The organism is Streptomyces albireticuli, from assembly GCF_002192455.1.
Classification (GTDB): domain Bacteria; phylum Actinomycetota; class Actinomycetes; order Streptomycetales; family Streptomycetaceae; genus Streptomyces; species Streptomyces albireticuli_B.
The window spans coordinates 4,652,464-4,665,564 of sequence record NZ_CP021744.1; the positions used below are offsets into that span (position 1 = coordinate 4,652,464).

At 73.7% G+C, this 13,101-nt stretch carries 9 protein-coding genes and 1 tRNA gene; 4 read left to right on the forward strand and 6 right to left on the reverse strand.

Features of this window, described 5'->3' with window-relative positions:
* Positions 1–148 precede the first annotated feature (148 nt).
* The 3 genes from SMD11_RS20170 to SMD11_RS20180 all read right to left on the reverse strand — a co-directional run bounded on the left by SMD11_RS20170 (position 149) and on the right by SMD11_RS20180 (position 2,866).
* Positions 149–1,126 (reverse strand): ribose-phosphate diphosphokinase, encoded by a 978-nt coding sequence (locus SMD11_RS20170; protein ID WP_087927776.1) that lies wholly within the window; start codon positions 1,124–1,126, stop codon positions 149–151.
* Positions 1,127–1,199: 73 nt separating this feature from the next.
* On the reverse strand, positions 1,200–2,678 hold the full coding sequence (gene glmU, locus SMD11_RS20175; RefSeq protein ID WP_087927777.1) for a bifunctional UDP-N-acetylglucosamine diphosphorylase/glucosamine-1-phosphate N-acetyltransferase GlmU: 1,479 nt from the start codon (positions 2,676–2,678) through the stop codon (positions 1,200–1,202).
* 117 nt (positions 2,679–2,795) lie between these two features.
* A tRNA-Gln gene (locus SMD11_RS20180) sits at positions 2,796–2,866 on the reverse strand.
* 397 nt (positions 2,867–3,263) lie between these two features.
* On the opposite strand from SMD11_RS20180, the gene SMD11_RS20185 reads away from it, so the two are divergent.
* Positions 3,264–4,550, forward strand: a complete 1,287-nt coding sequence (locus tag SMD11_RS20185; protein ID WP_324614756.1) for a sensor histidine kinase — start codon at positions 3,264–3,266, stop codon at positions 4,548–4,550.
* Positions 4,551–4,729: 179 nt separating this feature from the next.
* On the opposite strand, the gene SMD11_RS20190 is transcribed toward SMD11_RS20185, so the two are convergent.
* Together SMD11_RS20190 and SMD11_RS20195 are read right to left on the reverse strand one after the other, a co-directional pair.
* Positions 4,730–5,236, reverse strand: a complete 507-nt coding sequence (locus SMD11_RS20190; protein WP_087927779.1) for an SUKH-3 domain-containing protein — start codon at positions 5,234–5,236, stop codon at positions 4,730–4,732.
* A gap of 5 nt (positions 5,237–5,241) precedes the next feature.
* Positions 5,242–5,772: a YwqJ-related putative deaminase gene (locus SMD11_RS20195; RefSeq protein ID WP_087927780.1), complete on the reverse strand. Its 531-nt coding sequence runs from the start codon at positions 5,770–5,772 to the stop codon at positions 5,242–5,244.
* 375 nt (positions 5,773–6,147) lie between these two features.
* Here SMD11_RS20195 and SMD11_RS20200 point away from each other — a divergent pair, with 375 nt between their 5' ends.
* The 3 genes from SMD11_RS20200 (at position 6,148) to SMD11_RS20210 (ending at position 10,979) form a co-directional block, all read left to right on the forward strand.
* Positions 6,148–7,125 carry an SMI1/KNR4 family protein gene (locus SMD11_RS20200; protein ID WP_087927781.1) on the forward strand — a complete coding sequence of 326 codons (978 nt, stop codon included), beginning with the start codon at positions 6,148–6,150 and terminating at the stop codon, positions 7,123–7,125.
* Between the two features lie 7 nt (positions 7,126–7,132).
* Positions 7,133–9,877, forward strand: coding sequence for an SUKH-4 family immunity protein (locus SMD11_RS20205; protein WP_087927782.1), 2,745 nt, complete (start codon positions 7,133–7,135; stop codon positions 9,875–9,877).
* Between the two features lie 262 nt (positions 9,878–10,139).
* Positions 10,140–10,979 carry a cellulose-binding protein gene (locus SMD11_RS20210; RefSeq protein ID WP_324614757.1) on the forward strand — a complete coding sequence of 280 codons (840 nt, stop codon included), beginning with the start codon at positions 10,140–10,142 and terminating at the stop codon, positions 10,977–10,979.
* A 174-nt stretch (positions 10,980–11,153) separates the two neighbouring features.
* On the opposite strand, the gene SMD11_RS20215 is transcribed toward SMD11_RS20210, so the two are convergent.
* Complete coding sequence (locus SMD11_RS20215) at positions 11,154–12,992, reverse strand: lytic transglycosylase domain-containing protein (protein ID WP_159395328.1); 1,839 nt, start codon at positions 12,990–12,992, stop codon at positions 11,154–11,156.
* Between the last annotated feature and the right edge of the window lie 109 nt (positions 12,993–13,101).

The window sequence follows — 13,101 nt, forward strand, 5'->3', positions numbered from 1 at the left end:
CCCACGACAGACCTGCTACGAAGAGCGCGTCGATAACGGACCGCCGCACACCAGTGCGGCCTCCCTCGCCGAGCAACTTGAGAAGTGTACCCGGCGGGGAGGCCGCCCAGAAATCGATCAGAACGATCGGCTGTGGTGAGGGAGGGTGTTACGCCTGCTCCTCGAAGAGGCTCGTGACCGAACCCTCCTCGAACACCTCACGCACCGCGCGCGCGATCGTCGGCGCGATCGACAGCACCGTGATCTTGTCCAGCTCCAGCTCACCCGGGGTCGGCAGGGTGTTGGTGAACACGAACTCGCTCACCTTGGAGTTCTTCAGACGGTCCGCGGCCGGGCCGGAGAGCACACCGTGCGTGGCCGTCACGATGACGTCCTCGGCGCCGTTGGCGAACAGGGCGTCCGCGGCGGCGCAGATGGTGCCACCGGTGTCGATCATGTCGTCGACCAGGACGCAGACGCGGCCCTTCACGTCACCGACGACCTCGTGCACCGTCACCTGGTTGGCGACATCCTTGTCACGGCGCTTGTGGACGATCGCCAGGGGCGCGCCCAGACGGTCGCACCAGCGGTCGGCGACCCGCACGCGGCCGGCGTCCGGGGAGACGACCGTCAGCTTGTCGCGGTCGACCTTCGCGCCCACGTAGTCCGCGAGGATCGGCAGGGCGAACAGGTGGTCGACCGGGCCGTCGAAGAAGCCCTGGATCTGGTCCGTGTGCAGGTCGACCGTGAGGATCCGGTCCGCACCCGCGGTCTTGAACAGATCCGCGACCAGACGGGCCGAGATCGGCTCACGGCCGCGGTGCTTCTTGTCCTGGCGGGCGTAGCCGTAGAACGGCACGACCACGGTGATGGAGCGGGCCGACGCGCGCTTCAGCGCGTCGATCATGATCAGCTGCTCCATGACCCACTTGTTGATGGGAGCCGTGTGGCTCTGCATCAGGAAGCAGTCGGCGCCGCGTGCCGACTCCTGGAAGCGGACGTAGATCTCGCCGTTGGCGAAGTCGAATGCCTTGGTCGGGACCAGGCCTACGCCCAGCTGGTGCGCGACCTCCTCGGCAAGCTCGGGGTGGGCGCGGCCGGAGAAGAGCATCAGCTTCTTCTCGCTGGTCGTCTTGATCCCGGTCACAGCACAGTCTCCTTGGATGTCGCTTTGTGTGCGCTTATCACGGTACGCCCCGCACGGCGCCCCCGTGTCACGGTCACTGCCCGCCGTCGGTCTCCTGGGACTCGGGACGAGCGTCTCGACTAGCAGCGGAAGCGGCCTGTGCGGCTGCGCTCCCGGGGCGCTTACGTGCAACCCAGCCCTCGATATTCCGCTGCTGCCCACGTGCGACAGCCAGCGAACCCGGGGGCACATCCTTGGTGATGACCGAGCCGGCGGCCGTGTAGGCGCCGTCCCCGATCGTGACCGGAGCCACAAACATATTGTCCGAGCCGGTCCGGCAGTGCGAGCCGATCGTCGTGTGGTGCTTGTTCACACCGTCGTAGTTCACGAAGACGCTCGCGGCGCCGATGTTCGTGTACTCGCCGATCGTGGCGTCGCCGACGTAGGAGAGGTGCGGCACCTTGGTGCCCTCGCCGATCACGGCGTTCTTCATCTCGACGTACGCGCCGGCCTTGGACTTCGTCCCCAGCCGGGTGCCGGGCCGCAGATAGGCGTACGGGCCGACGTTCGCGCCCGCGCCGATCTCGGCGCCGTCCGCGACGGTGTTGTCCACGACCGCGCCCTCGCCGACCGTCGTGTCCTTCAGCCGGCTGTTCGGGCCCACCTCGGCGTCCTGCGCCAGGTGGGTGGCGCCCAGCAGTTGGGTGCCCGGGTGGACCAGCACGTCCTGCCCGAAGGTCACCGTCACGTCGACGAAGGTGGAGGCCGGGTCGACGACCGTCACACCGCTCATCATCGCCGTGTGCAGCAGCCGCTCGTTGAGCAGCTTGCGGGCCTCGGCGAGCTGGACGCGGTTGTTGATGCCCAGGATCTCGCGGTGGTCCCCCGCGACGGCCGCGCCCACCCGGTGCCCGGCCTCGCGCAGGATGCCCAGGACGTCGGTCAGGTACTCCTCGCCCTGGCTGTTGTCCGTGCGGACCTTGCCGAGGGCGTCGACCAGCAGCCGGGCGTCGAACGCGAACACACCGGAGTTGATCTCACGGATGGCGCGCTGCGCGTCGGTGGCGTCCTTGTGCTCGACGATCGCCGTCACGGCGCCGGTGGCCTCGTCGCGCACGATGCGCCCGTAGCCGGTGGAGTCCGGGACCTCGGCGGTGAGCACGGTGACGGCGTTGCCGTCGGCGGCGTGGGCGTCGCTGAGCTTCCGCAGGGTCTCGCCGGTCAGCAGCGGGGTGTCGCCGCAGACGACGACGACGGTGCCGTCGAGGACGATCCCGCTGTCCCCGAGCGCCTCCAGGCCCATGCGCACGGCGTGGCCGGTGCCGTTCTGCTCGTACTGCACGGCGGTGCGGACCTCGGGGTCGATCTCCGCCAGATGCGCGGCGACCTTCTCGCGGGCGTGCCCGACGATCACCACGAGGTGCTCGGGGTCCAGCTCGCGGGAGGCGGCGACGACATGTCCGACGAGAGAGCGGCCGCAGATGGCATGCAGGACCTTGGGGGTCGCCGACTTCATGCGGGTGCCCTCACCCGCTGCGAGGACGACGACGGCTGCCGGGCGGTTGGCGCTCACGGGTGTGCCCTTCGGCTTCGGGTGGTGGACATCCGAAGGATACCGGTGCGTTTACACGCCGAAACGCGGGCGGGTCCTGACCTGGAGGTCAGGACCCGAGGGGATGCGAACTCAGGGCTCCCGGGGAAGGAATCGAACCCTCATTCAATGGACCAAAACCATTTGTCCTGCCATTAGACGACCCGGGATAGTTCGTCCAATATGTCCGATTCTCTTGATCGGGCATACGCGCAGCCACCACTATGCCGTACCACCGGCCTTCAATGCGACGGTACGGGTCGGTGCCGTTCGGGACGCGTGCCGCGAGGGGCCGGCGGGCCCGTGCTCCGGCCCGCGGCCGGGCCGAAGGCCGTGGGCTCGTGGCGGCGTGGACGCATGTATGGCGAAAAGGGAATCGATCCAACGGTTCGCGGGAAAGTGGTGCCTTTCACCCCCAATCGCACGCGTCCCGTGCTGCCTCGCGCACAGGAAAACCGGTGGCGACCGCCCGTAGTCTGGGTGGTATGACCACAACGGGGGCAATCGCGGAAGGCGGCGCGGGGCGCGCCCGAGGGGCCGTGGTGGTGGGCGCGGCGGCGGAGTCTGGTGCTGGATGTCGTGCTGGGACTGCTGTCGGCGTTGGAGTGCGCGGCCGAGGGGGTCGGCTTCGCGCATCAGATCGGGGCGCCAGGGGAGCTGGGGCTGGTGCTGGGGGTGCCGATCGGGGCGTCGCTGGTGCTGCGGAGGCGGTGGCCGATAGCCGTCGTGCTGGTGGCGATCGCGATCACGCCGGCCGAGATGGGGCTGCTGCTGGGGATCGTGGGGCTGTACACGCTGGCCGCGTCCGATGTGCCGCGGCGGCTGACGGTGGTGCTGGCCGGGGCGTCCGTCGTGGGGACGTTCATCGTGGTGTTCGTCCGGTTCGACCAGGACCTGGCCGAGGACGGCTACCGTCCCGGCACCTGGCTGGTGACGTTCTTCGCCGTGCTGATGTCGCTGGGCGTGGCCGCTCCGCCGGTGCTGACGGGACTGTACGTAGGGGCGCGGCGGCGGCTCGTGGAGAGTCTGCGGGAGCGGGCCGACGGGCTGGAGCGGGAGCTGTCGCTGCTGGCGGACCGCGCCGAGGAGCGGGCCGTCTGGGCGCGGAACGAGGAGCGGACCCGGATCGCGCGGGAGATGCACGACGTGGTGGCGCACCGGGTGTCGCTGATGGTCGTGCACGCGGCGGCGCTCCAGGCGGTGGCGCTGAAGGACCCGGAGAAGGCGTCGAAGAACGCGGGCCTGGTCGGGGACATGGGCCGGCAGGCGCTGACGGAGCTGCGCGAGATGCTCGGCGTGCTGCGGACGTCCTCGGGGGAGGCCGTGGTGGGCCCGTCGGCCGCTGCCGGGCCGCAGCGGCTGGCGGAGGTGGCGGCCGCCGCCTCGGCCCGTGTGTCGGTGGCGGGTGCCGGTGCGGTGCCGGCGGCCGGCGACGGCCTGCTCGGCGACGGTCCGTGCCTGGACGGTCTGGAGGACCTGGTCGGGCAGTCGCGCGCGGCGGGGATGGTCGTCGAGCTGTGCGTGGAGGGTGAGGAGCGGGCGTACGGGCCGCGGGTGGAGCGCACCGCGTACCGGGTGGTGCAGGAGGCCCTGACGAACGTGCACAAGCACGCGCCGGGCGCGAAGGCGATAGTCCGGCTGGCGCACCGTGAGGGTGAGGTGGCGCTCCAGGTGGAGAACGGCCCGTCGGAGGGCGGGGCGGCGGACGCCGGGCTGCCGAGCGGTGGCAACGGTCTGGTGGGGATGCGGGAGCGGGTCTCGGCGCTGGGCGGGGTCTTCGTGTCGGGGGCCACGGACGCGGGGGGTTTCCGGGTGTCGGCGGTGATTCCCGGGGGCGGTGGCGCGGGCGCCTGAGGGTGCCGGGTGCCGCGGGCGGCTCGTCGGTTCAACGACGGTCCGGACGGTCCGGTTCGGGCTCACGGGGGCCCGTTGGCGATTCGACCGGTTTTCGCCCTGGTTTTGGCTGGTTCTCGCCCCCGGCGGGCGTCCTTGTGGGTGGCTCCGCCGCGGGGCGTGCGCGGCCGCCGCGGGCCTCAGGCGCGCGGCCCCGCCGAGAGGCGTGACGGGCGGGTGCCGGTGACGAGCGCGCCGATGGCGCGGTCGATGTCGGAGCCGAGGTACCAGTCGCCGGTGTGGTCGAGGCTGTAGACGCGCCCGTGGGCGTCGATGGTGAGCAGCGCCTGCCCGTCGGCCTCCTGGCCGAGGGGGCAGACGTCGGCGCCGAGCGCGCGGCCCAGGTCGGCGACGGTGCGGGCGAGGTGCAGCCCGTGGAGCGGGTCGATCCGGAAGGGCGTGGGGGCGATGTGCCGGCCCGGTCCGGAGGCGGCGATGTGCAGGCCGCCGAACTCGGCCCAGGCCTCGACGGCGGCGGGGAAGACGGTGTGCCGGTGGCCGGCCGGGGAGGTGTGGGCGCGCAGCGCGTCGGCCCAGTGCTCGGCGGCCTTGATGTCCCATCGGCCCGGCTGCCAGCCGGCCTCGCGCAGGGCGGCGTCCACGGCGACGGGGAAGCGGGTGGCGGCGGTGCGGTCGAAGGCGCGCATGCGGGTCAGCCCTTGCCGTTGTTCGGGGCGGCGGGGTCGACGGCCCGGACGCCGAAGTGGGTGAGGAGCGCCGTACAGGAGCGGCAGGGGGGCGCGTAGGCGCCGTGGCGGGGGTCGCCGTCCTCGCGGATGTGGCGGGCGGTGAGCTTGGCGTGCTTGAGGGCGCGCCGGGCCTCGCCGTGGGTGAGGGGTTTGCGGGAGGCGCGTTTGCTGCGGCCGGCTTCGAAGGCCGTGAGGTAGCGGGTGACGAGGAGCGCCTCGGGGCAGCGGCCGGTGAAGCGCTCGCGGCGGTCGCTGGTGAGGGTGTCGAGGAAGTCCTGGACGAGGGGGTGGAGCGCGGGGGGCTGTTCCGCCTTGCCGCCGGTGCAGGTCAGCGTCTCGCCGCGGACGGAGAGGGCGGCGGCGACGGCGGGCAGGATGCCGTCGCGGCGGTGGAGCAGGGCGGGCGGACGGTCGGCGTCCTCGGTGGCGCTCCAGCTGAGCCGGGGGTCGCCGGGCGAGGTGCCGTCCGTCTGGCGGTCCTGTGTCGTGTGCATGGTGGTTCTTCCCTCCCGTGCAATCCCCCTGTTGCGGGGATCAGCCTGCCAAATGGGGTGGCGGGTGTGGAAGTCAGGTCGGGGTTGGGTGAGTGCCGTGTGGTGTTCATGTGTCGGGTGATCACTGTGGGGCATCGCATGGTGACCGTGGCACGCCGGGCGTGGCGGGCCCGTCGAGTGCGCCCGCAAACGGGGCGCGGAGCGCGCCGGCCTCCTTGCGGCACCGCATAGGCTGTGCCGCACTAGGGGTGTTCTCGGCCATGGGGACACCGACCGGCCGGGCCGCCCCGTGGCGCGGCCGGGGTCTGGTGGCCCGCGGCGTCCGCCGCACCTGTCCGGGCCGTCAGGGGACACAGTCAGCAGGGGGCATCCGCCATGACGACAGGTCGGCTCGGGCAGCAGGCCGCGCCACCGAACACGGCCTATGCCGGGCAGGTCGTGCACTTCCCGGACCCGGTGCGGGCCGGCCGCTACCCCAAGGGTGTGCGGGTGGACGACGACGGCTTCCCGGACTTCTCGCCCTACGCGCGGGCCGCGGCGGAGATCGCCGAGCCGCCGGAGGGCTTCGGCGTCGACGAGCTGCGGCTGACCGACTACGTGTCGGCGAACGCGGCCCTGCACGCGGAGGGCCACGAGCTGTGGGCGAGCCTGCCGCTGGTGGCGACGCCGCACGGCTGGACGTGGCACCACGTGGCGGGCACCCGCCGGCTGGAGCTGGTCCCGGCCGAGGTGAAGGCGCTGCTGCGGCACCACGGCGGGCTGGCGACGGCCGCCGTCGAGCAGGACAAGCGCGGCACCCGGCCGCTCCAGGAGACCCGGCCGGTGCACTTCGCGCTGCCGCACCGGGACCTGGCGGTGACGGAGGAGCAGGTGCAGGGCGTCGAGGAGGACCTCGGCTACCGGCTGCCGGGCGCCTACCGCGCGTTCCTGAAGGCCGCGGGCGGCTGCGCGCCGGTGGGCGCGGCGCTGGACGCCGAGCTGGGCCTGCTGGTGGACCAGCCGTTCTTCACGGTGCGGGACGAGGCGGCGGTCAACGACCTCGTGTACGTGAACAAGTGCCTGCGCGACCACTTCACCAAGGACTACCTGGGTGTGGCCTTCGTGCAGGGCGGTGTCCTCGCGGTGAAGGTGAAGGGCGAGGCGATCGGTTCGGTGTGGTTCTGCCCGTACGACGACGCCCGGGACCGGGACGGTTGGACGGTGCACGAGCGGGTGGAGCGGCTGTTGCTGCCGTGCGGTGAGGACTTCGACGCGTTTCTGTCGCGGCTGGCCGGTGGGCCGCCGGAGCTGGAGACCGTCGCGAACCTGATGGTCGACGGTGGCTTCGCGTACGCCGTCCCGGTGGAGGGGTGAGCGCGGGATGGTGACGTTCGCGCAGGCGCAGGAGCGCGCGGAGCGGTGGGTCAACGGTGACGTCCCGGCGTACCAGCACCGGGAGGTGCGGGTACGGGAGTTCGACCTGGGCTTCGTGGTCTGGGCGGAGGACCGGGAGGACGGTCCGACGTCGGACGGCGGCGGCGCCCGCCTGGTGATCGCCCGTGACAGCGGGGAGACGACGCTGTGGCCGGGGCTTCCGGTCGGCGAGGTGATCCGGCGGTACGAGGAGGAGTACGGAGTCGTGGAGGAGCCCGCGCCGGTGGCGGACGAACCGCCCAAGCGGCTGGATCTGGAGGCGACGTCCTTCCTGCTGAGTCCGCCTCAGTGGTTGCAGGACGCGGCGGACGCGATCGGGATCCCCGACCGGCGTACGGGTACGTCGGGGACGTCCGGTGCTCCGGTGACTTCGGGTGCTTCGGGTGTGTCCGGGGCTTCCGGGGCTTCCGGGGCGACGCCCGCCGGGGGTACGGCCGCTCCGGTCCCGGCTCCCGCTCCGGTGCCCTCCGCCGAGGTGCGTAGCGAGGACGCGTCGGCCGGCCCGGCCGGCCCGCTCGGTACGGACGGTTCCGCCGGGTTCTCCGCCGGTGCCTCGGGCACGGGCGACACGTTCTCGGGGCCGGGTACGGACGCCTCGGCGACCGGCCCGGTGGCGAGCCCCTGGGCGGACCCGCAGGCCGGTTCCCCGGCCGGTCCGTCCGGTGCGGGCGACGGTGTCGCGGAGCCCCTCGGCGCGGTCTCGTGGGCCGACGCCGACACGAACGTGGGCGACGACGACGCCGACCGCTCCGTGGGCCTGCCCGCCACGGTGCTGGCGCCCGCGCTGTCGGGCACGGACGACGAGGACGACGCGCCGGCGCCGAGCGTCCAGCCGGACGCCAAGACGGCGCTGATGGCCACGGGCAGCGCGCTGCCGCCGACGGCGATCGCACCGGCCATCGACGACCCGACGGGGCGGCCGGCCCCGCCGGCTCCGGCCGGCGCTCCCGTACCGCCCGGTGCTCCCGGTGCCCCCGGCCAGGCCCTCGGGGCCCCGGCCGCGCCCGGCAGGCCGGCAGCCGGTGCCCCGATGCCGCCCGGACCTCCCGGTGCCCCGGGCCGCCCCGGCGCGGGCGCTCCCGTGCCGCCCGGCCCGCCGGGCGCCCCCGGTGCCCCGGGACAGCCCCCGCAGGCCCCCGGCGCTCCCGGTCAGCCTTCGCAGGGCGGCCCCGAAGGGGCGCGGCCCGCGGGCGGCACCCCGCCGCCCGGTGGCGCGCACTACGCCGCCACGATGCTCGCGGACCCCAACGCCCCGGGCATGCCCGCCGCTCCGGTTCCTCCGGCGGGCCCGGCGGCTCCCGGTCAGCCGCCGCAGGCGCCGGGCGCGCCCGGCGCCCCGAACCCGCCGGCCGGTGGTGTGCACTACGCGGCGACGATGCTCGCCGACCCCAACGCCCTCGGAGCCCCAGGCGCTCCGGGGCAGCCGCCGCACGCGCCGGGAGTCCCGCACGCGCCCGGCGCCCCGGGTGCCCCCGGTGCGCCGGGCCGGCCCGCCACGGGCGGCCCCGTGCCTCCGGGCGCCCCCGGCGGCCCGCAGGGGCCCGGAGGGGTGCACGCCGCGGCGACGATGCTCGCCGGTCCGGGTGCGCCCGGTGCCCCGACGCCGCCGGGCGTACCCGGCGCACCGGCGGCTCCGCACGCCCCCGCCGCTCCGGTGCCGCCCGGTGCGCCCGGCGCGTACGGCTATCCGCAAGCCCCCTCCGGGGTGCCGACGGTCGGGCCCGGCTACATGGCCGTGCTGCGTTACCGCGCGCCCGACGGTTCGGAGCAGCAGCTGATCCGGCGCAGCGCGCCGGGCACGCCGCACCCGGAGTGGCAGATCCTGCACGAGCTGCGGGCCATGAACGTGCCGCCGCAGCAGGTGCTGGAGCTGCACACGGAGCTGGAGTCGTGCGACCTGCCGGGCGGTTACTGCGCCCGTATGGTGCGCGAGACCTGGCCGCAGGTGCGGGTGAGCCACACGGCCGCGTACGGGCGGGACCACGCGACCCGGCAGCAGGGTGTGCGGCACCTGGTGGAGCACCAGGGCGAGCTGCACCAGGTGGCGGACGGCCCGGCCCGGCCGGCGCCGAACCGGGTGCCGCTGCCGCATCCGCAGCAGGTGCGGCAGGCGCCCCCGGTGGGTCCGGAGGCCGTCGCGCGGGAGCTGGCGGAGTCGTTCGGCCCGCAGGGCGTCTTCCGCTTCGACCAGCGCGCGGTGTCGCGGCAGGGCGTGCCGGACGTCGTGGCGCAGACGCTCGTGTGGGCGGGGCTGCCGGTGGACTTCGGCCCGTTCTTCTGGGGCCAGGCGCAGCCGGGCCGGCCGGTGCCGACGCTGGGCGAGCTGGCGGCGGAGCGTGGCGTGCGGGCGGCCCCGGACGCCGGTTCGTATCTGGTGATGGGCAGCGACTACGGGCGGCAGCTGTGCGTGCAGTACGGCACGGCGCACATCGTGGCGGTGCCGATGGAGGCGGGACCGGACGGCGGGCCGGTGCCACCGCAGTTCGTCAACACGAGCCTTCCTCAGTTCGTACGCTCTTTGGCTCTGCTCGGGAAGATGTGGCGGTGGCGCTACGGGCTGACGCCGGAGCAGGCCGGGCGCTGGACCGTGGACTTCCAGGAGCAGTTGCTGGCGCTGGACCCGGCGGCGCTGGCGTCTCCCGAGAACTGGTGGGCCGTGCTGGTCGAGCAGATGTGGGACGGTCTCTTCTAGGGGGCCGACCGGCGTGTTGAGGGCGCAGGGCGTTCGACCCTTGATGAGGGGTCGGACGCCCTGCTGTCGTCGGTCGGCGCATTCTTGACAGAGGAAGCGGGCGGAGTGTCGTGTTTCGGGCAGTTCCGTCGTCCAGGAATGATGTGCGCCGGACCGCGTCACATACCGGATATCCGGGATAAAAGGGGCTTCAAGGATGAGTGCATCGGTATCTCCTGACGGTTTCTCCGTGGTACGGGGCCGTGGTTACCGTCCTGATCAGGTGGAGCGCGCCCTCGCCGAGTACGCGCGCCGACGGGACGACGCGTGGGAGCGCGCCGCCCGGCTGACCGTGCTCGCGCGCGAGATGGAGGACGAGGTCGCGCGCCTCGCGCAAGTCGTGGCCCAGCTTCCACCGCAGACCTACGAGCAGCTCGGGCACCGCGCCCAGGGGCTGCTGTTCACGGCGCAGGCCGAGGCGACGGGGCTGCGGGAGCGCGCGGAGGCGGCGTCCGCCGAGCTGATGGACGCGGCGGAGGGCCACGCGCGCGCGGTGCGGGACGCCGCGCACGAGCACGCGGTGGCCGTGCGCGCCGAGGCGGAGGAGTGGGCGCGCCGGGCCCTGGAGGCGGCCGAGGCCGTCGCCGACGACGTGGCGGCCGTGGCGCGCCGCGAGGTGAAGGAGCGCCGCGAGGAGGCCCTCGCGGCGCTGAAGGAGATGCGGCAGCGGACGGCGGCGGTCCTCGCGGACCAGGAGAAGGGCCACGCGGAGCGCTGGGAGACCGCGGGCCGTGAGATCGCCGAGCGCGAGGCGGCGCTGGACGTGCGGATCGCCGCGATGGAGGAGTACGCGCGCAACGCCCTGGCCGAGGCGCAGCGGCGCTACGCGGAGGCCGAGGAGGCCGCGCGGCACGGCCAGGAGGACGCGGAGGCGCAGGGCACGGCCCTTATCTCGCACGCGCGGGTGCGCGAGGAGCGGGTGGCCCGGGACACCGAGCGGGTGCTGCGGGAGCACGACGAGCGGAGGGAGGAGCTGCGGGCGCACATGGCGCACGTGCGGCACAGCCTCGCGGCGCTGACGGGGAAGCCGGTCGCGGAGGACCTGGGCGCGGGGGAGCTGTGACCTCCGGCGAGGCGTCTCCGGCGGGCGGGCGGCTCCCCGGGTGTGCGCGGACCGTACGGCCGGGCCTTGCCGCCCGCCCCCGGCGAGACGCAGGCGGAGCGGTGTCCTAGGTCGCCGGGCGGCGGCTGAGCCCGCCCGGCGACCCGGGGCCGGGGCCCCGGTGCGGACCTCCGGTCACGACGTGGCGCCCGCCTTCTTCGTCGGCGTGGCCGACGGGGTGGTGGCCGGCGTGGACGGTGAGGGACTCGCCTTGCCGTCCTTCTCCTTCCCGCCCTCCGGCTTCTGCTCCACGTTCAGGTGGACCACCAGGCCCGTGCCGTCGGCCGCCGTCAGCCGCAGCGCGTACGCCCCCGTGTTCTTGTCCGTGAACAGCTCGGGCAGGGTGAGCGTCCCGTCCGCGGCGGTCCGGCCGAGGTCGAGTGTGCGGGTGGGCTTCCCGTCGGCGCCCTTGAAGTACGGGCCGGAGGTCACGTCCGTCTTGCCGTCGGGGGTGGTGACCGTGGCGGTCAGGCGGAGGTGGTTGACGGCCGTGCCGTCCTTCTTCCGAGCGACGACCGTCAGGCGATCGGTGAAGAAGCCGTTCGGGGTAGCCGTGAACTTCTCGTTGCCGACCTGCGTGAGGGTGTCGGCGTGCGGGGCCACGACCGTGGCGTAGAAGTCGACGGGGTCGACGTTCCGGACGTCGACGGTGGCCCGAACGGGGAAGTTGCCGGACCGGTCGCCCGCGACGACCTGCGGTGCGGAGGCGACGCCGTCCTTGCCGGTGGGGAGCGTGACCTTGGTGACCTTGGTCGCCTTGGTGCCGCTCGGGAAGTAGGCGTCGGTCTTCCCGATGATCTCGAAGGTCACCTGGATGCCGGCGACCGGCTTGCCCGTGCGGTCAGTGGCCCGTACACGGGCCCGCTCCTTGAAGGTCGCGCCCTCGGTGGTTTGCCACTCCTCGGCGGTCTCGTAGCGGTCGAGGTGGGCGACGGGCGCCGGCTTCCCGGGAGTCGGCTTCTGCGGATCGGGCTTCTGCGGATCGGGCTTCTGAGGCGTCGGCTTCTGAGGTTCGGGTTTCTGAGGCGTCGGCTTCTGCGGCGCGGGCTTCGCCGGCCCCGTGGAGCCGCCGCCGGAGCCGCCCGGGGTGTTCCCCGGCTTCCGGTCCGGCGGGGTCGGCGTGGGCCGGTTGCCCGGGGTGCTGCCGGAGGGCGCGGGGCGCTGCGGGCTGCCGCCGCCGGGCAGGCCCGGCAGCTCGGCGACGTCGCCGGACTGGTACTTCCGCATCCAGGCGAGGACGGCGGTGACGTACTCGCGGGAGGGGTTGTAGCGGAGGATGGCCCGGTCGAGGTCCTCCGGCTTGTTCATGTCCCGGCCCTCGGCGCAGAGGTAGCGCGCGGTGCCGAGGGCGGCGTCGTAGATGTTGTTGGGGTCCTTGACGCCGTCGCCGTTGCCGTCGGAGGCGAAGCTCTCCCAGGTGGAGGGGATGAACTGGGTGGGGCCGACGGCCCGGTCGTACTCGGTGTCGTCGTCGTAGCGCCCGTGGTCGGTGTCGCGGACCGTGGCGAACTGCCCGCCCGTCAGCCGGGGACCGAGGATCTTCCGGTCGCTGCGGCCGTCGGAGAGCAGCTGTCTGCCCTCCATCGTGCCGTGGTGCGACTCGACCTTGCCGATGCCGGCGATGAGCTCCCAGGGGATGTGGCAGTCCGGCCGGTCGGTCCGCATGGCCTGGGCCGCCTTCCGGTAGGCGTCCAGGGCCGTCGCGGGGATGCCCGAGGCGGCGTCCGAACCGTCGACCCTCTGGTTCGGCGGGGGCAGCGGGCCCGGGGAGCGGGGCTTGAGGTCCGGCAGCGTGAGGTTGGGCGTGCCGTGCGGCAGACCCTGGGGGTTGTCCGGGCCGGGCTTGGTGTCGTCGGCGTCGGCGATGTTGTGCGGGGGGCTGACGCCGACGGCGGCGGTCAGGCTGGCGACGAGCAGGGCTGTGCACAGGCCCTGCCGGGAAACGCTGGCAGCGCGGGTACGGAGTATCTTCACAGGCTGCTTCCTCCGGAGGCCGTCGGCCGGTGCGAAGGGGGTCGCACGGTGCCCCCCTCGGCCATGAACCCGAACACTAATTCTCCGCAGCCCCAATTGTCTTGTCCGG

Bases quoted from the DNA above. Each gene is read 5' to 3' on its own strand.
- SMD11_RS20190 (WP_087927779.1), bottom strand. From the start codon at position 5,236: ATGCGCGCCTTCGACCGCACCGCCGCCACCCGCTTCCCCGTCGCCGTG.
- SMD11_RS20200 (WP_087927781.1), top strand. From the start codon at position 6,148: ATGACGACAGGTCGGCTCGGGCAGCAGGCCGCGCCACCGAACACGGCC.
- SMD11_RS20195 (WP_087927780.1), bottom strand. From the start codon at position 5,772: ATGCACACGACACAGGACCGCCAGACGGACGGCACCTCGCCCGGCGAC.
- SMD11_RS20205 (WP_087927782.1), top strand. From the start codon at position 7,133: ATGGTGACGTTCGCGCAGGCGCAGGAGCGCGCGGAGCGGTGGGTCAAC.